At 39.8% G+C, this 17428-nt stretch carries 16 protein-coding genes, 1 other RNA gene and 2 pseudogenes; 8 read left to right on the top strand and 11 right to left on the bottom strand.

The genetic code is table 11. From position 1 onward, the window contains the following. Positions 1 to 31: 31 nt before the first annotated feature. Both P20480_RS19825 and P20480_RS07520 read left to right on the top strand, forming a co-directional pair. Positions 32 to 2213, top strand: a pseudogene (locus P20480_RS19825) (EAL domain-containing protein); the annotation flags it as partial. A 129-nt stretch (positions 2214 to 2342) separates the two neighbouring features. Then, a complete protein-coding gene (locus P20480_RS07520; protein WP_008130340.1) occupies positions 2343 to 3227 on the top strand; it encodes a LysR family transcriptional regulator in 885 nt (294 codons plus the stop codon). Positions 3228 to 3234: 7 nt separating this feature from the next. On the opposite strand, the gene P20480_RS07525 is transcribed toward P20480_RS07520, so the two are convergent. Then, a complete protein-coding gene (locus tag P20480_RS07525; protein WP_008130339.1) occupies positions 3235 to 4188 on the bottom strand; it encodes a YihY/virulence factor BrkB family protein in 954 nt (317 codons plus the stop codon). A gap of 176 nt (positions 4189 to 4364) precedes the next feature. Between P20480_RS07525 and P20480_RS07530 the strand changes: the two genes are divergently transcribed. After that, on the top strand, positions 4365 to 5381 hold the full coding sequence (locus P20480_RS07530) for a mechanosensitive ion channel family protein (RefSeq protein ID WP_370587953.1): 1017 nt from the start codon (positions 4365 to 4367) through the stop codon (positions 5379 to 5381). Positions 5382 to 5439: 58 nt separating this feature from the next. Here P20480_RS07530 and rnpB read toward each other — a convergent pair. Together rnpB and rsmI are read right to left on the bottom strand one after the other, a co-directional pair. After that, positions 5440 to 5803, bottom strand: an RNA gene (gene rnpB / locus P20480_RS19005) — RNase P RNA component class A. 41 nt (positions 5804 to 5844) lie between these two features. Continuing rightward, entirely contained in the window at positions 5845 to 6702 is an 858-nt protein-coding gene (gene rsmI / locus P20480_RS07535; protein ID WP_008130337.1) for a 16S rRNA (cytidine(1402)-2'-O)-methyltransferase, read from the bottom strand. Positions 6703 to 6763: 61 nt separating this feature from the next. On the opposite strand from rsmI, the pseudogene P20480_RS18215 reads away from it, so the two are divergent. From P20480_RS18215 to dolP, 4 genes and pseudogenes are all read left to right on the top strand, one after another. Continuing rightward, positions 6764 to 8640: pseudogene (locus P20480_RS18215) on the top strand (penicillin-binding protein activator). 9 nt (positions 8641 to 8649) lie between these two features. After that, positions 8650 to 9021 carry a YraN family protein gene (locus tag P20480_RS07540; RefSeq protein ID WP_006792124.1) on the top strand — a complete coding sequence of 124 codons (372 nt, stop codon included), beginning with the start codon at positions 8650 to 8652 and terminating at the stop codon, positions 9019 to 9021. A gap of 25 nt (positions 9022 to 9046) precedes the next feature. Beyond that, positions 9047 to 9640 carry an SIS domain-containing protein gene (locus P20480_RS07545; RefSeq protein ID WP_006792123.1) on the top strand — a complete coding sequence of 198 codons (594 nt, stop codon included), beginning with the start codon at positions 9047 to 9049 and terminating at the stop codon, positions 9638 to 9640. Beyond that, positions 9633 to 10202 (top strand): division/outer membrane stress-associated lipid-binding lipoprotein, encoded by a 570-nt coding sequence (gene dolP / locus P20480_RS07550; protein ID WP_008130334.1) that lies wholly within the window; start codon positions 9633 to 9635, stop codon positions 10200 to 10202. The genes P20480_RS07545 and dolP overlap by 8 nt, the downstream gene beginning before the upstream one ends. Positions 10203 to 10263: 61 nt before the next feature. On the opposite strand, the gene P20480_RS07555 is transcribed toward dolP, so the two are convergent. From P20480_RS07555 to zapE, 8 genes are all read right to left on the bottom strand, one after another. Continuing rightward, positions 10264 to 10698, bottom strand: a complete 435-nt coding sequence (locus P20480_RS07555; RefSeq protein WP_006792121.1) for a ClpXP protease specificity-enhancing factor — start codon at positions 10696 to 10698, stop codon at positions 10264 to 10266. Beyond that, a complete protein-coding gene (sspA, locus tag P20480_RS07560) occupies positions 10698 to 11324 on the bottom strand; it encodes a stringent starvation protein SspA (RefSeq protein ID WP_008130332.1) in 627 nt (208 codons plus the stop codon). The genes P20480_RS07555 and sspA overlap by 1 nt, the downstream gene beginning before the upstream one ends. 79 nt (positions 11325 to 11403) lie before the next feature. Continuing rightward, on the bottom strand, positions 11404 to 12147 hold the full coding sequence (locus tag P20480_RS07565; RefSeq protein WP_006792119.1) for a cytochrome c1: 744 nt from the start codon (positions 12145 to 12147) through the stop codon (positions 11404 to 11406). Further along, complete coding sequence (locus P20480_RS07570; RefSeq protein ID WP_006792118.1) at positions 12144 to 13409, bottom strand: cytochrome b; 1266 nt, start codon at positions 13407 to 13409, stop codon at positions 12144 to 12146. Before P20480_RS07570 ends, P20480_RS07565 begins: the two co-directional genes overlap by 4 nt. After that, positions 13409 to 13999 (bottom strand): ubiquinol-cytochrome c reductase iron-sulfur subunit, encoded by a 591-nt coding sequence (petA, locus tag P20480_RS07575; RefSeq protein WP_006792117.1) that lies wholly within the window; start codon positions 13997 to 13999, stop codon positions 13409 to 13411. The genes P20480_RS07570 and petA overlap by 1 nt, the downstream gene beginning before the upstream one ends. A 578-nt stretch (positions 14000 to 14577) precedes the next feature. Then, positions 14578 to 14970, bottom strand: coding sequence for a 30S ribosomal protein S9 (gene rpsI / locus P20480_RS07580; RefSeq protein ID WP_086007041.1), 393 nt, complete (start codon positions 14968 to 14970; stop codon positions 14578 to 14580). Between the two features lie 8 nt (positions 14971 to 14978). Further along, on the bottom strand, positions 14979 to 15407 hold the full coding sequence (gene rplM / locus P20480_RS07585) for a 50S ribosomal protein L13 (protein ID WP_002957960.1): 429 nt from the start codon (positions 15405 to 15407) through the stop codon (positions 14979 to 14981). Between the two features lie 270 nt (positions 15408 to 15677). After that, positions 15678 to 16766, bottom strand: coding sequence for a cell division protein ZapE (gene zapE / locus P20480_RS07590; protein WP_008130324.1), 1089 nt, complete (start codon positions 16764 to 16766; stop codon positions 15678 to 15680). Between the two features lie 132 nt (positions 16767 to 16898). Between zapE and P20480_RS07595 the strand changes: the two genes are divergently transcribed. Next, entirely contained in the window at positions 16899 to 17342 is a 444-nt protein-coding gene (locus P20480_RS07595) for a Z-ring associated ZapG family protein (protein WP_008130322.1), read from the top strand. The last annotated feature ends 86 nt before the right edge of the window (positions 17343 to 17428 follow it).

The following is a 17428-nucleotide window of genomic DNA, read 5'->3' as shown; positions in this document are numbered from 1 at the left end:
TGTCTTTTATTGGCCACTATTTAAATAAAAAAGTATTTTTTACCCTATTGAAAAACTCTCCCAAGCAACCGACCTATTAGCACAAGGCAATATGCCCGCTCATAAAATAAAACCTAATAGTCCTGAATTATCAGCTTTGTATACGCGCTTTGAAGCCATGGCTGAAACACGTTTGCAAACAGAAGCCGATTTAAAAAACAAACACGACGAGTTGACAGGGTTACTAAATGCTCTCCCCGATATGTACCTTAGATTCAACAATACGGGTACTATACTTAACGTTAGCGGCACCATTATCCCGCTATTTGCCGCAAGCAGTAAACTGCCTGAAAACTTATTAGACATATTACCAAAAGATATCACTGAACAAATTTTGAGTGAAGCATCCAACCGCGAAGACGTCATCACTTTTGATTTTAAAATCAGTACAGGTGTGGCGGATCACTATTTTGAGGCGAACATAAATCATCTTGAAAAAAGTGATGAGCTAATACTTGTGCTTCGTGATATTAGCCAACGCAAAGTAAATGAAGACTCGCTTCACTTAGCGTCTCTTGTTTATGGTAACAGTAGCGAAAGTATGGCAATTACAGATGCCAACGGTATTATTTTTGATGTAAATCCTGCCTTTTGTGAAACAACACAATATTCTAAAGACGAAGTAATTGGCCACTCTACCCGCATACTTTCTTCAGGTGAGCACTCAAAAGAGTTTTATGAAAAAATTTAGGGCATCAATAAATGCCACTGGTCGCTGGCAAGGCGAAATTATAAACCGTAAAAAAATGGGGTACTATTTACTGAGTGGCTAAATATAGACACTGTTTACGATGAAAATAACAAACCTGCACGCCGAATAGCTATCTTTACTGATTTAACTGAAAAAATACAAGCAAATAAAACCATTTGGCGACAAGCTCACTTCGATCATTTGACCGATTTACCAAATCGATTAGAGCTTAAAATACGACTAAATAAACAGTTTTCTAATTCAAATAATGAAAGCTTTGTAGTGATGTCTTTTAGATATTGATCATTTTAAAGATATTAATGATACTTTAGGCCACCACTATGGAGACAACCTATTAAAAGTGGTGTCGCAGCGTATTGTAAATTCAGCTAAAAATGCCAAATTTGTTGCGCGTATTGGTGGTGATGAATTTGTTATTGTTTTTAATCATATTAAAAGTACTCGCCATATAAACCAGATTGCTAGCAATATTTTACAAAGCTTATCGTCTGCGATACATGTTGAAAATGAAGAAGTATTTATAAGTGCCAGCATGGGTATAGCCTGTGCGCCCGAAGATGGTGAAAATACCGAGCAGCTATTAAAAGCAGCCGATCAGGCAATGTATAAGGCTAAAAATAATGGCCGTAATGGCTTTGAATTTTTCTCTCGTGATATGAGAGAGCAAGCACAAGCTCGTATGTTATTACTCAAAGACTTACGCTGTGCAATAGAATATAACCAGTTCGAATTATTTTATCAGCCTATAGTGTCGCTAAACGGTTTACATATACACAAGGCTGAAGGCTTAATACGCTGGCAACATCCACAAAAAGGGTTAATAAGCCCTATTGCGTTTATTCCTCTTGCTGAAGAAACAAGGCAAATTAATGCCATTGGCCAATTTGTATTTTCCCAAGCAATAGAAACACTCACCGATATAAAAAAATTTACTGATGACGATTTTCAAATAAGTGTAAACGTCTCCCCTGTACAATTATCTACTGCTAATAGTGGTATTGATGATTGGTATGCCATGCTTGATGCCGCTAAAATTTCCCCCTCTTCTATTGTTGCTGAAATAACAGAAGGCTTAATGGTTAACCCTGAGGAACTGACGCAAAAGCGCCTCAAGCAAATTGTGAAATCAGGGATGCAACTGGCGCTTGACGATTTTGGTACAGGCTACTCATCGCTTGCCTACTTGCAGGAAATGGATACTGACTACTTAAAGATTGATAAACGCTTTGTTGATAATATTCAAGCTGATAGCCAAGAACTATCGTTGTGTGAAGCAATAATTGTAATGGCTCACCAGCTTGGTTTAAAAGTAATAGCAGAAGGCATTGAAACACCATTACAATACCAGCTACTAACTGAGGCTGGTTGTGATTATGGGCAAGGTTACTTATTTTCCAAGCCTTTAAATAAAAGCGATTTTATGGATCTTATTGCTGAGAAAAAGGTAATTCTTTCAAAGTAAACTTACCGTGATTAATGAATTTTGTTAGGGCTGGGTTAAAACATAAATTAATCTATTTCTGTTATGCAATTAAAAATGCGTCTATACGGTCAAGTCCAAGAAGCAAATAAATTTCTAACAGGATTTCAAATGGCAAAACCCACATTAGATCAATGGCGGATGTTTAAAGCCGTGGTAGAACATGGTGGTTTTGCTGGCGCCAGTGCCGCGGTATTTAAAAGCCAGTCAACGGTTCATCATGCAGTGCAAAAACTCGAAGCCGCTTTGCAAATAAAACTACTTGAGGTGAAAGGCCGTAAAGCGTTTTTAACGGAAAGTGGAAAACTTATATTACGCCGTGCAGAGTTTTTAATTGAAGAAGCGAATAAAATAGAATCTGTTGCAAATACACTAAGTGAAGGAGTGGAAAGTACATTAAAAATAGCAGTTGATGAAGTATTCCCTCAGCCTATTTTGTATCAAGCACTTGCTAAAACAAGTGAGCTTTATCCATTACTAAAAATCGATTTGATCGAAAGCGTGCTAACCGGCGCCAATGAATTACTTAACAATGCGGTGGTTGATTTAGCTATTTCATCAGTTCCTCTTTATGGCATTAGTTGTAGCAAATTGACAGATGTTGAGTTTATTGCCGTAGCGCATAAAAATCACCCACTTAACAAATATGAAGAACAATTAAGCTTTCGAGATTTAAAACAACATCGACAAATTGTAGTGCGCGATTCTGCAACACACACTAACCAAGACGAAGGGTGGTTAGGCGCAGATATGCGCTGGACCGTTAGCCACTTACGTAATTCAATTGATATGGTGAGCCAAAATCTAGGTTACGCGTGGCTTCCGTTTGATCAAGTCACTCATCTCATTAATGATCATACACTCAAGGTACTAAACCTTGAGCAAGGCATTACGCGTCCTCTTAACTTATATTTAATGTGTAACGATGTTGATAGATTAGGCCCTGCAGCACAAGAATTTAAAGATCAACTTACAGCAATAATTGCAGCAGAGTAACGATTGATTAATCGTTTTTGATACCCAGGTGATCAGCAACATACGCGCCGCGTTCACCTAGCTCTTTCTCTGGTCCAATTGTGCTGTCTTTTGCCGTTTGCTGCTCTGTTTCTGCGTTAATAACGGCTCCCATGGTGACGATGTACGCGCTTATATATAACCACATTAGCATGATGACCACCCCACCCAAGGATCCATAAGTTTCGTTATAACTTGAAAAGCGCGATACATAAAATGAAAAGCCAATAGATGCTATAATCCAAAATACGGTTGCAATAGCAGAGCCGAGCGTTATCCAACGCCATTTAGCCGCTTTTCTATGCGGTGCGTAACGGTATAAAAGCACCAATGCAAAGTTAAACGTAAGGGCTAGTATTGGCCACGACACGACCTTAATTAACAAATCAATACTGTCTTTGAGACCTACTAAATTTAGTACTATAGGCAAAATACCTATAATCAACAGCGCAAAAATAGCGACTAAAATAGCACCTACCGAAAACATAAAACGAACAAACTGCGCCCTCAAGAAAGAACGTTTTTCATATTCATGATAACTTATGTTGCAAGCTGTAATTAATGCTTGGCTTCCCTTAGAGCTACTCCAAATAGTGAGTAATAGCGTGCCTAACGCCCCTAAAGTTAGCCGTGCCTGAGAGCTTTGCGTGAGCTCTGAAATTTGCGATAAAATCAGCTCACGCGAACTATTTGGTATTAAGGTTGTAAACTGCCTAAGGTGCTCACTGATCTCTGCAGGTGAAGCAAAGTAAGCGTATATAGAAACCAAAGCAGCAATAGCTGGAAAAATAGCAAGTAACGCATAAAATGCAACTCCGGCAGAAACCAAAGATAAATTGTCTTTGCTCATGCGCGCAAAAATACGCTTAGCAATATCCCACCAGCCCTTAATTGGAATATGTGCTGGTTGCTCTGCATGTTGACCTCTTTTTGGCTTTTTCATACTTAATCTCACTATAGTTAGTACTTTAATGAAGCAAAATAACTGCCAACTTAAAAAAGGTGTTTGGTATTAAACTTGCTGTTAAAGTAAAAGTAACTAAACACGGAAGAAACCCAATGCCTACAATAGCATCAGACGTACCATCGGCTGCCAGTACCCCCTCATTGAACCCCGTAATGGAAGGAAATGTGTTTTCGTGGCAATTTTTTTATGACCAAAGCATGCAATTAGTTCACGCTACAGCGCAAATATTACCCACCTTGTTGTTAGGTTTACTCTTACTCACTATCAGCTATTTTACAGCAGGCCCTCTTTCACGCATGCTCATAAAACCTATCAATTTAGTAACCGATAGTAAGCTAGTTTTGCTGGTTGTAAGGCGCGGAATTAGCACTTTAGTCATTTTATTAGGCCTATATCTGTTTTTACGTTTAGCAGGGCTTACTGAATTTGCGGTAGCCATAATGAGTGGGACCGGTTTAATAGGCTTAATATTAGGCTTTGCTTTTAGAGACATCGCAGAAAATTTTATAGCAAGCTTACTTTTAAGTGTACAACGCCCGTTTAAAATAGACGATGTAATTGAAGTAGATGGACGTTTAGGCGTTATAAAAAAAGTAACGGCTCGTGCCACAACGCTTGTTGATTACGATGGTAATCACATTCAAATTCCAAATGCTACGGTATATAAAAATACCATCAAAAATTTAACGGCCAACCCCAAAATGCGCGGTAAAGTGGAAATAGGTATAGGCTACGATAACGACATACGCAGCGCGCAAACGCTTGCTCTAAATATAGCAAACAAACAAACGGCCGTATTAAGCGATCCCCCAGCACAAGTACTTATAAAAAATTTAGGCTCATCAACAATAAACTTTATTTTATATTTTTGGGTTAATAGCGAGCAGCATAGCCCACTTAAAGTAAGCTCTCAGCTTATGCGTGAACTAGTTAATGAATTTACTGAGCAAAATATTAGTATGCCGGATGATGCCAGGGAACGAATTTTACTAAATGCCTCTGGCGAGGACTTTTCAAGCTCAGTAGTAAAAGAGCGTTTAAATGAAAAGAAACCACCAGAAACCCACGAGCAAACCGAAACACTTAACGATGTAAGCAGTGATACTGACGAAATACGCGAACAGGCAGAGCAGTCAAGGGATCCTGAACAAGGAAAGAATATTATTTAAGTTAATAAAATTTAGATGCAAAAAAGCCCGCAGCGTTAACTGCGGGCTTTTTATTGAATGAGTGAGTCAGCCTATAAGCCGGGTTTTGTCCTTTCCGAAGAAAGTGATAATCATTCGTCTAGGCCATAAATCGCTCTATGGCTCAAGCAACCTACCCGGTTCCAACGTGGGCCACGCCATAAGGAACCCTATTTGGTCTTGCTCCGAGTGGAGTTTACCTTGCAACCGACTATTACTAGCGGCCCGGTGCGCTCTTACCGCACCCTTTCACCCTTACCAACCGAAGTTGGCGGTCTTCTCTCTGCTGCACTTGTCGTGGGCTCACGCCCCCCAGCCGTTAGCTGGCACTCTGCCCTGTGGAGCCCGGACTTTCCTCCCCCTGATCATTTTCGTCACAGGCAGCGATTATCTTGGCTGACTCGGCGCGCAGTATACATGACGCTAAAGCCAAGCGCAGTAATATTTACTCTTTTTCTTCAATAATTGTTTTGTATAGTGCATTTTTTTTCATGCCAAAGTACTCAGCTACAACACCGCACGCTTTTTTCATTGGCATTTCTTTTTCAAGTAGAGCCAACATTTTACGAGCCTCTGGTGGAATGTCGTCTACCACCTTAGGTTTGCCCGGCAGCATGAGGACTATTTCGCCGCGTTGCTTAGTGGGATCATCTGTTAAAAACTGCCTTAGCTCACTCACTGTGCCATTAAAAAAAGTTTCGAACGTTTTAGTTAGCTCTTTGGCAAATACGACCTGCTGTTCACTGCCAAGCGCAGTTTCTAAATCGTCTAGGCTTGCCATAATACGGTGTGTGCTTTCGTACATTATACTGGTAATACTTGAGTTAATCGCATCAATAAAAAAATCTTGGCGAGCCTTACTTTTAGCCGGTGTAAAACCAATAAACTGAAAGCGGTCGGTAGGCAGCCCTGAACAACACACCGCGGTTATAGCAGCGCACGCACCTGGTACTGGGGTTACGCTTGCCCCTTGCTCACGACATAAGTTTACAACCGCATATCCAGGGTCACTTATGAGTGGCGTGCCTGCATCCGATACTAAAGCAATATTTAATCCTTGATTAAGCTGATCGATAATTTGCTGAGCTTTTTGTTTTTCGTTGTGATCATGTAATGCAAATGTTTTTGCCTTAATACCAAAATGGCTAAGGAGCTTACCTGTATGGCGAGTGTCTTCAGCAGCGATTAAGTCAACCTGCGATAATGTCGCGATGGCACGCTGACTTAAGTCGTCATAATTGCCAATTGGGGTGGCAACAACGTAAAGAGTGCCAATTTTATGTGAATTCTCCTCATTTAACATTGAGGTCTCCTGCGTCAGTCAGTAATATAAGCAAATCGCGTTAACGTATTGGGAAATCATTGTGCGACTTAAACTAGTTGGTCTATTAATTATATTGTCAGGGTTATCGGCGTGTAGCACAACCGAAAAACCAATTAAAAAAAGCGATAACTTCAGCAGCAGTGCTAATGCGCTAAAAAATCAAGCGACTAATGCGCAGTCTATCTATCAATTGGCCGTAAATCGCGAAGGTGCAGATAAAATACAATTATTGTATAGCGCACGTGATTCAGCTATTTCTGAAAAAAACTGGCCATTATTAGAGCGAATTGGTAGCGACCTAGAATTAACAGCGAGTGTTGATCAAACTCAAAATCGTCTTTACATCGCCTACGCGCAAAAGCAACAAAATAAAAATGACCAATCTTTGATTATTTTACAATCGCTAGATGGGCAGCTGACACAACCTGAACACTTTGCATGGCATCAGTTTTTAACAGCCAGTATTTACGCCTCACAAAACTTTCCTAAAAAAGCAGCTCCCTATTTTTTTAGAGCATCAGAAACATCTACAAAAATAATATTGATATACCGCAACTCGACCAACAGTTATGGGATAACCTAAAACAGCTTTCTTCTTATGCGCTGGAGCGTTTTAACCGTGGCTCAGTTATTCAGCAAGGCTGGGTAAATCTTGCTTTATATCACCAAGTATATGCCAGTAGTGGCGTAGAGCTAGATCAAGCAATTAATAACTGGCGACGACGTTACGTGGGACACCCTGCTGGAGCCGTGTTACCTAAACAAGATGAAAACTTTGTTGAATTAGCACCTTTGAATATTGACCGCTTAGTTTTGTTATTCCCTCAATCAGGTCCTAACGAACGCCTAGGTGATGCTTTAAAAGCAGGAGCTTTAGCCGCATTAGATAAACAAAATATTAATGAAGCTATTTTTATTGATGAAAATTTAAGTACTGCAGACATTGCAGCAAAACTTGACCAAATTAACCCTGACTTTGTAGTTGGGCCACTACTTAAAGCGAACATAGATAAGCTTACGGCAGCTGAAACGCTTATCAATATTCCTACGTTGCATTTAAATACATTCGATGGAGACACTATTTCGCTCCAACACTACTATTTTGCCCTAAACCCAGAGCACGAAGTTGAACAAGCTTTAGAGCATTTTCTAGCTATGGGATACCAAAAACCCATGCTACTCGCTCCAGAAAATACGAATGGCCAGCGCTTAGTTGATTTTTTTAATCAGCAATGGCAACGCTACAGCGAGACTAAACCTCAAATTGGTTTTTATGAAAACAATCAAGACATGCCAAAAACGATTAGTAGCTTATTAGAAGTTGATCAATCTAAAGAGCGTATAAAAACAATAAAAGCCTTATTTAAGCAAGAAGTTGAAAGTGAAACACGCTCACGCAGTGATATTGATGTAATTTATATTTTAGGTGATGCAATAGAAACACGCTTAATTAAGCCCTACCTTGATGTAAATGTGAGTACATTCTCAGAGCGAATTCCGCTGTATGCGAGCTCAAAAAGTCACAGTAAGCAAATTGACTCAACCGACAAAGGCGATTTAGACGGCCTGTATTTCACAGAATTACCTTGGATGCTTAATTCACAAATCACACAACATAACTTACGTGAGCAGTATAATTTGCTTTGGCCCGAGCAAGCCGATATTAGCCAGCGCTTATTCGCCATGGCATACGATGCAGTACTCGTTATTAACGATATTAGGCAGTTGAGCTTAATGCCTGGCAATCAATTTAGCGGTTTGAGCGGTAAGTTATCGGTTAATAGTAATGGGCACCTACAACGCGTACTTGATTGGGCACAATATACTAATCGCCAAATTAAGTCTGTGCAGTTAAAAACACAACGCCCTGTGCCCTTATTTATGCAGTCGGCTAGCGGTGTAAAAACGATAAATTAAGGGGGCGGCATGTCGTGGTTTAAAGAGCTGTGGCAAAATAGTCGTGAAAAAGGTCAGTACTACGAACTACAAGCGCAAAAATACCTAGTAGCGCAAGGTTTAAAACCTATAGAACGTAATTATTACTGCCCCTTTGGTGAGCTCGATATTATTATGAAAGAGGGTAACACCCTTGTTTTTGTAGAAGTGAAGTTTCGCAAAAACAATGCTCGAGGTGGTGCTAATTATGCGCTCAGCGCCCAAAAACAAGCACGGCTTAAACGTAGTATTCATCATTACTTAGCAGCTAAAAACTTAACAAATCAGGCATTAAGAATTGACTATGTAGCCATAACCGGAGAATCATCTCCTACATATAATTGGCTTAAAAACGTATTTTAAAAATACTAAAAAGAATTGGTAGGCTATGCAAGACACAATAAAAGAAATTTTCACAGAAAGTATTCAAGTTCAAATAGCCGCTGGAGAGGTCCTTCCCAGTGCGCTTGAATCGGCCGCGTTCACAATTGCACAAAGCCTTATTAACGGTAATAAGTTAATTTGTTGCGGGACAGCTAACTGTCATATGCTTGCGCAACATATAGCGGGTATATTGGTCAATCACTACGAAACAGAGCGTCCTTGCTTGCCTGCTATTGCTTTGTCACAAGAAAATATAAATCTTGGACAGAACAATCACAGTGATGATCACGATACATTTGCCCGTCAAATCCGTGCATTCGCTCAACAAGGTGACTTACTATTGGTATTAGCAATTAATGGCAATGAAAAGCAGGTAATTTCAGCCGTTGAAGCTGCACTTACACGCGATATGAAGGTCATTGTAATGGTCGGTGACGATGGTGGTGAATTAGTGGGTTTACTTGGCCCTAATGATGTTGAAATAAGAACACCGTCTAAACGTCCAAGCCGCATTATAGAGTCGCATTTAACTAACTTACATTGTTTAAGTGAACTTATAGATTTAACGCTTTTCCCGCAGGATGAAAATTATGTTTAAACGCTCCCTTATTATTTTAGGTACCGTTGTATTATTACAAGGCTGTGCTGCAGCTGTTGTAGCCGGCACTGCCAGTGCAGTAACCGCTGCAAACGACCGTCGCACTATAGGCTCTCAAATCGATGATAACAATATAGAAATTAAAGCTAGCATTGCTATTAGTGAAGTTGAACGCCTAGAAAAGTCTGCTCGAGTTAACGCTATAAGTGTCAATGGTATTGTTTTGCTTGTTGGTCAAGTTGCTAATCAGGAAATGAAAAACGAAGCACAAATAACCGTAGAAGCGATTGCCGGCATTCGTAAAATTCATAACCAACTTCGTATTGGTTCAAATATTGGTATAACAACTCAAACTCATGATTCGTGGCTTACCTCAAAGGTAAAAGCACAGTTACTAGCAGCTAAAGATATTAGTAGCAATAACATTAAAGTGGTTACAGAAAACGCTGAGGTTTATTTGATGGGCTTGGTGTCTCAAGATGAAGCTAATCGTGCAGTTGATATTGCACGTAATGTGTCGGGCGTTGAGCGAGTAGTAAAGGTATTTGAATATATTAATTAAAAGCCACTAAATTACAGCGATAAAAAAACCGCTTTTAAGCGGTTTTTTTGTAATCTACATATTATTTTATAACACGTAAATGTGAGCCTTTTTTCTTTTCAGGTTTTTCTGGCGGTGTCTCATCTATATACTCAGATGAATCAACACTTTCTAGCCCTGTATCAAACTCGTCTTCGTCCTCTACAAACTCGTCTGCAGTAAAGACTGTACCTTCGCCGTTTTCACGAGCGTAAATTGCAAGCACAGCACCTAAAGGTACATAAACTTGCATTGGCTGACCGCCAAAACGCGCGTTAAAACTAAGTTGGGTTAGGTCTAACGAAAACTGTGTTACTGCTGATGGGCTAATGTTAAGCACAATTTGTCCATCTTGCACAAATTGCGTAGGCACTTGCACATTCGCAAAACCAGCGTCCACCACAATATGTGGCGTACATTCGTTATCGACTATCCAATCAAAAAAAGCACGTAATAAATAAGGACGATTAGGCGTCATTATAAACGGATCTCACGCTCAGCTTCAGTTAAAGATGCTTGGAATGACTCACGTTCGAATAAACGGATCATGTACTCTTTAATCTCTTTAGAGCCTGCACCATTAAGCTCAATACCAAACTCAGGTAAACGCCATAGTAGTGGTGCTAAGTAACAATCTACCAAGCTAAACTCTTCACTCATAAAGTAAGGAGCTTCGCTAAAGATAGGAGCTACTGCAAGTAATGCCTCAGTTAACTCTTTACGAGCTTGTGCTGCATCTGATGTGTTATTGCTGATTTTGGCAGCTAAGCTGTACCAATCAGTATCAATGCGGTGCATCATTAAACGGCTACGACCACGCATTACCGGGTAAACAGGCATTAGTGGAGGATGAGGGAAACGTTCATCAAGGTATTCCATGATGATATTTGCCTGATATAAACCAAGCTCACGGTCTATCAGTGTTGGCACTGTACCGTAAGGGTTAATTTCGTGAAGTGCTTCTGGCAGATTGTCCTTTTCAGCCAAATGAATATCTACACTTACACCTTTTTCTGCAAGTACGATACGTACTTGGTGGCTATACATACAGTTAGCCCCAGAGAAAAGGGTCATTACAGGGCGCTTATTGGCAGCTACGGCCATGCCTACCTCCATTAAATAACTAAAACAGCAATAGGGGCTTAAGCCCCTATTGCAAAATTACCTTTAAATATGTTCAAAATTAATGAACATCTCTCCAGTATTCTTTCTTAAGCATAAATGCCAAGATAAACAGGATAACTAAAAACCCAATTACCTTAATACCTAGCGCTTCCGATTCAAGTCGAGTAGGTTCACCTACGTACTCTAGGAAATTCGTTAAATCACGAACTGCTTGGTCATACTCATCTACACTCATCTCACCTGAACCATCTGTTTCAGTACCTGTGATATGTACAGTTGTTACACCGTCAACAGTTACTTCTTCAGTTATAGGAGTAGGAACACCCTGAAGTTCTTGTAGAACATGTGGCATACCTACTGATGGAAATAACGTATTATTTACACCAAATGGGCGAGACTCATCTTTGTAAAATGATTTCAAGTACGTGTAAATCCAATCACTTCCGCGTACACGTGCAACATTGGTTAAATCCGGCGGAGCCGCACCAAACCATTTTGCTGCATCATCTTTAGCCATTGAGTTCTTGATATGGCTACCGACTTTTGAACCATCAAAAATAAGCTGCTCTTGGCCAACTTCCGTTGGAATACCAATATCACGGAAAGTACGTTCATAACGCTGATACTGCATTTGGTGACAACCAAGACAGTAGTTCATGAACAACTTAGCACCGCGCTGCAAAGATGGCTGATCAGATATATCGTTACCCGCGTCCATTAAAGGAACTGACGGGCCTGCCGCCATTGCAGGTAACATATTTACTGATAAAGCGAATAAACCAATTATTAGTTTTTTCATCATTTCGTTAACCTCTCAGGCAATGGCTTAGTTTTTTCATTCTTACTGTAAACAAATAACAGTACGAAGAACATAAAGTAAGTCACAGTACAAACTTGCGAAACAATCGTTTTAAAGTCAGTTTGTGGTGTAGCACCAACCCAACCTAAAAGAACAAAAGTAACAACAAAGCCTGCAATGTTCCATTTGTGGAAACCACAACGGTAACGAACAGAGCGAACTGAACCACGGTCAATCCAAGGTAATAACGCAAGTACTACGATTGACGCACCCATTGCTGCAACACCCATTAATTTATCAGGGATTGCGCGCAAGATTGCGTAGAATGGCGTGAAGTACCAAACAGGGAATATATGTTCCGGTGTTTTAAGTGGGTTCGCCGCTTCAAAGTTTGGCGCCTCTAAAAAGAAACCACCCATAGCAGGCATAAAGAATACAACCCAACAGAACAAGATTAAGAAACCAACCACGCCCACAATATCTTTTACTGTGTAATAAGGGTGGAACGGAATCGCATCAATAATATCTTTTTTATCAGTGTAGTATTCATGGAACTTAAATTTAGGCTTATCTTCTTCAGGAACCGTGCCTTTTTTACGTTTGTTATCAATACCATCAGGGTTATTAGAACCCACTTCGTGTAGTGCAACAATGTGTAAAAATACTAAGATAACAATAACCAATGGCAGTGCAATTACGTGTAATGCAAAGAAGCGGTTAAGCGTTGCACCAGAAATTACGTAGTCACCACGGATCCAAAGTGTAAGGTCATCACCAATAACAGGAATAGCCCCGAATAATGAAATGATTACCTGTGCACCCCAGAACGACATTTGGCCCCATGGTAATAAGTAACCCATGAATGCTTCAGCCATTAGGGCTAAGAAAATAAACATACCAAACAACCACAGTAACTCACGTGGTTTTTGGTAAGAACCGTAGATCATGCCACGGAACATATGCAGGTATACAACAATGAAGAATGCTGATGCACCGGTTGAATGCAGATAGCGCAGTAACCAGCCATAATCTACATCACGCATGATATATTCTATTGATGCAAATGCACCTTCAGCAGACGGTACGTAGTTCATTGTTAACCAAATACCGGTCAGTATTTGGTTAACTAGTACTAACATTGCTAATGAGCCAAAGAAGTACCAAAAGTTAAAGTTTTTAGGTGCTGGATACTGTGCAATATGCATGTTCCAAACACGTGTCATTGGGATTCTGTCGTCAATCCAACCAATAATCTTACCAAACATTAGGCCACCCCTTGTTCTTCGCCCACTAAAATAGTGGTTTCATCAAGAAAAGTATATGGTGGAATTTCTAAGTTTAATGGTGCTGGAACCGATTGAAAAACACGGCCAGCCATATCAAATTTAGAACCGTGACATGGACAATAAAAACCATCATCAGTCCCTTCCACTTTTTCACCAAAGCCACCTTGTAAAAAGCTAGGTGAACATCCTAAATGCGTACAAATACCTACAGCGACAAAAATCTCTGGACGTAATGAACGGTAGTCATTTGTTGATGATTCTAATTGTTGTGGCTCTTGCGATTGCGGATCACGAAGTTGACCTTCGTGTTCTTTCATTTGCTCAAGCATTTTTGGGGTTCGTGATACAACCCATACAGGTTTACCACGCCACTCGACACGTATTAATTGTCCTGGCTCAAGTTTGCTTATATCTACTTCTACAGGCGCACCCGCAGATTTAGCTCGCTCACTTGGATTCCAAGACGCAATAAAAGGAACAGCAGCCCCAGCCGCACCAACACCACCAACAACAGAGGTAGCTATGGTTAAAAAGCGACGTCGGCCATTGTCTACAGGCGCATTGCTCATCCACTTATCTCCACTTACGATTCTCAACACTTGCTATATTGAGAACATCAGTTACAGCAGGTTAATTATTCGAAATTTTTAAAATAGAAATGATCATAATTAAAACCCTTGTTTAAAACAAGGTTATTAACAACTCAGGTCTTGAAAAATATTAATTTCACCAATGGTTTGATTAAGCTAGTTCGAGCACGAGCCGAAAAGTAATAATATCACTTCTGTAAAAACGATGTAGTGACCAAGATCAACTCCACTAAGCGGAAGTTTTAAGACTACACATAGTGTTATAAAACTTGATCGTTTTACTTCCACGCCAATTGTAGCAAAAAATTCCATCAATTAACTGATGGATTTAAACTAATTACGATAATTATTTAACTTTTTTGCACCTATCTGGCTATTTACTTCCTTTCGTTCAATTAATACGCCGTTATTGCACTGTGTGATCATCATAAACAGTAATTTGCAATTACAGCTTAGGCTAACAATTTTTTAAAGCTCAAATGAATCAGAAGAAATTTATCGCCAATAACAAAAAACCCAGCATAAGCTGGGTTTTTGAATTCTTGATAACGTATAGATTAACGTTTTGAGAACTGTGGACGCTTACGCGCTTTCTTAAGACCCACTTTCTTACGTTCAACTTTACGTGCATCACGAGTAACGAAACCTGCTTTACGAAGTTGTGGACGTAGTGACTCGTCAAACTCCATAAGTGCACGAGTGATACCGTGACGGATAGCACCAGCTTGACCAGTTGTACCACCACCAGAAACGGTGATGAAAAGGTCAAATTTTTCAGTCATATCAACAAGCTCAAGAGCTTGATGAACAACCATGCGTGCTGTTTCGCGACCAAAGTACTCTTCTAAAGAGCGCTTGTTGATTACGATGTTACCAGTGCCTGGGCGTAAGAATACGCGAGCACTTGAACTTTTACGACGACCTGTACCGTAGTATTGATTTGCCATGATAGTGCTCCTTAAATGTCTAGAACCTGAGGCTGTTGTGCAGCATGGTTATGCTCAGTACCTGCGTAAACTTTAAGTTTACGGTACATAGCGCGGCCTAAAGGACCACGTGGCAACATGCCTTTAACTGCTTTTTCGATGATCATTTCAGGCTTTGCAGCTTGAAGTTTATCAAAAGTAGTAGACTTAAGGCCACCTGGAAAACCAGAGTGAGCGTAGTACACTTTATCTTTGAATTTGTTACCTGTTACAGTAACTTTCTCAGCGTTGATAACGATGATGTAATCACCAGTATCTACGTGTGGAGTGTATTCAGCTTTGTGCTTACCGCGTAGGCGATGAGCGATTTCAGTAGCGATGCGACCTAAAGTTTTACCTTCAGCGTCAACTACGTACCAGTCACGTTTTACTGTTTCTGGTTTAGCAACAAACGTTTTCATTTATAAAAATCCAATGTTTTTCAATTAAAACCACAAGTAGTTAATATTAACTACTGCTCTAAGTTTGCTATAACCCCTTCGAGTTTTAGACTTTTGCGCCGCTCATTAGTGGCTAAACTATATGAAGGCATAGAACGCAACGTGGCAGACGCGGGAGTATACCAGCACTTAAATCACATTGCTACCGATCGGTTGTTTTTCCCACAAGAAAATTATCGCTATTTACAAATAAGTGTTGAGAGCGCAAAACGACCGGCATTCTAATTTTTATTAAGCTAAATGTTCTCTTGCTAAATACTCTAACGACTGCATTTCTTGTAAACGGCTTATGCAGCGTTTAAATTCAAAATTTAAGTTACCTTGGGTGTAAAGTTCGGTAATCGGTTTTTCTGCTGAAATAATTAGCGTCACGTGGCGTTCGTAAAATTCATCTACTAGAGCAATAAAGCGCCTTGCTGCATCGTCATTACTTTGGCCAAGCTGTTTTACATTAGAAATAATTACCGTGTTATATAAACGGCTAATTTCCATGTAATCAACTTGGCTACGTGCAGTCTCACACAATTCACTAAATTCGAATAGCACGACACTTTGAGCTACTTTGCGCGTTTTTATTAAGCGCCCTTCTATTTCTATAGGGTGATCGAGTTGACCCGGTTCAGCTGACAACTTATCAAAATATTCAAATAGATTTTTATCAGCTTGTTCATCAAGCGGGCTGTGAAAAATTTCAGCTTGTTCTAAGGTTCTCAGTCGATAGTCAATACCCGAATCTACATTCACTATTTCAGTATTGAGTTTTACCAGTTCAATGGCAGGCATAAAACGAGCCCGCTGTAGGCCATTTCTATATAAATCGTCAGGTACAATATTAGAGGTAGCGACTAAAACAATTCCACGAGCAAAAAGCGCTTCCATTAAACCACCCAGTAACATGGCATCCGTTATGTCTTGCACAAAAAATTCATCAAAACAAATGATGTCGGTTTCTGATTTAAATATATCCGCTACTTTTTCCAGTGGATTGGCCGTGTTATTTAGTTTTTTTAATTCGTCATGCACACGGTGCATGAAACGATGAAAATGCACGCGCATTTTTCGATCACTTGGCAAAGCCTCGTAAAAAGTATCAACTAAATACGTTTTTCCACGTCCAACTCCGCCCCAAAAATACAGGCCTTTTATAGGTTCTGGTTCGTTTTTACCAAATAAATTAGCGAAAAAACCTGTTGATTTTGGTTTTGTTTGCGTGAGGTCATCATATAAACGTTGCAAGTGGCGCACAGCATTTTCTTGTGCTGCGTCGTGTACAAAGTCATCTCGTTTTAAATCTTGTTGATATGTTTGCCAAGGAGTCATATGTATTTTCAGTCAAAACGCAGTTTAATTTGTAAAGCATATTAACACGCATCATAACTCGGGGTATATTACACTTAATATGATTTATAAATGAATCAGCATTCTTTCGTTATTTTCCCAAAGGGGTAGTTTATGGGCACAGTTATATGGGTAGGTTTAATCGTTATTGTTGCGGTTATAGCATTTTTTATTGGTGCATTTGTTACTAAAAAACAGTTCAAACAAGATGAGTTAAAAGAGCAAGCGGAACAAGCGCAAAGCGAACTTGAGCAATACCGCCAAGACGTAGCTGACCATTTAGCAAGCACCAGCAAGCTTGTGAATAAAATGAAAGATAACTACAACCAGCTCTTGAGTCATGTAGAAGAAACTAATCAATTACTGTTAGAAGATAGAAATAAAGAACCAGCAGCCCCTTACTTTTCAAAAGAAACAACAGAGCAATTACAAGCATCTTTAAAAGAGCGTCGTTCTGATCGCTCTTCAGCAGAGGCGCAACCGGCAGACTTTGTGTCAGGTGAGTCTGGTTTATTTGCTGGTGAAAATAAAGTACAGGACCGCTCTAAAGCATCTTGATGAACTTTTTTTTGACCCCATAGTCTTTAGATATAACAGCTTTGTTGTTTTATCTTACTAACAAACTAAAAAAAGGCTGCTTATGC

The sequence above is a fragment of the Pseudoalteromonas sp. BSi20480 genome (genome assembly GCF_000241365.1).
Taxonomy (GTDB): Bacteria; Pseudomonadota; Gammaproteobacteria; order Enterobacterales; family Alteromonadaceae; genus Pseudoalteromonas; species Pseudoalteromonas marina.
This window is presented reverse-complemented; position numbering and strand designations above follow the sequence as displayed.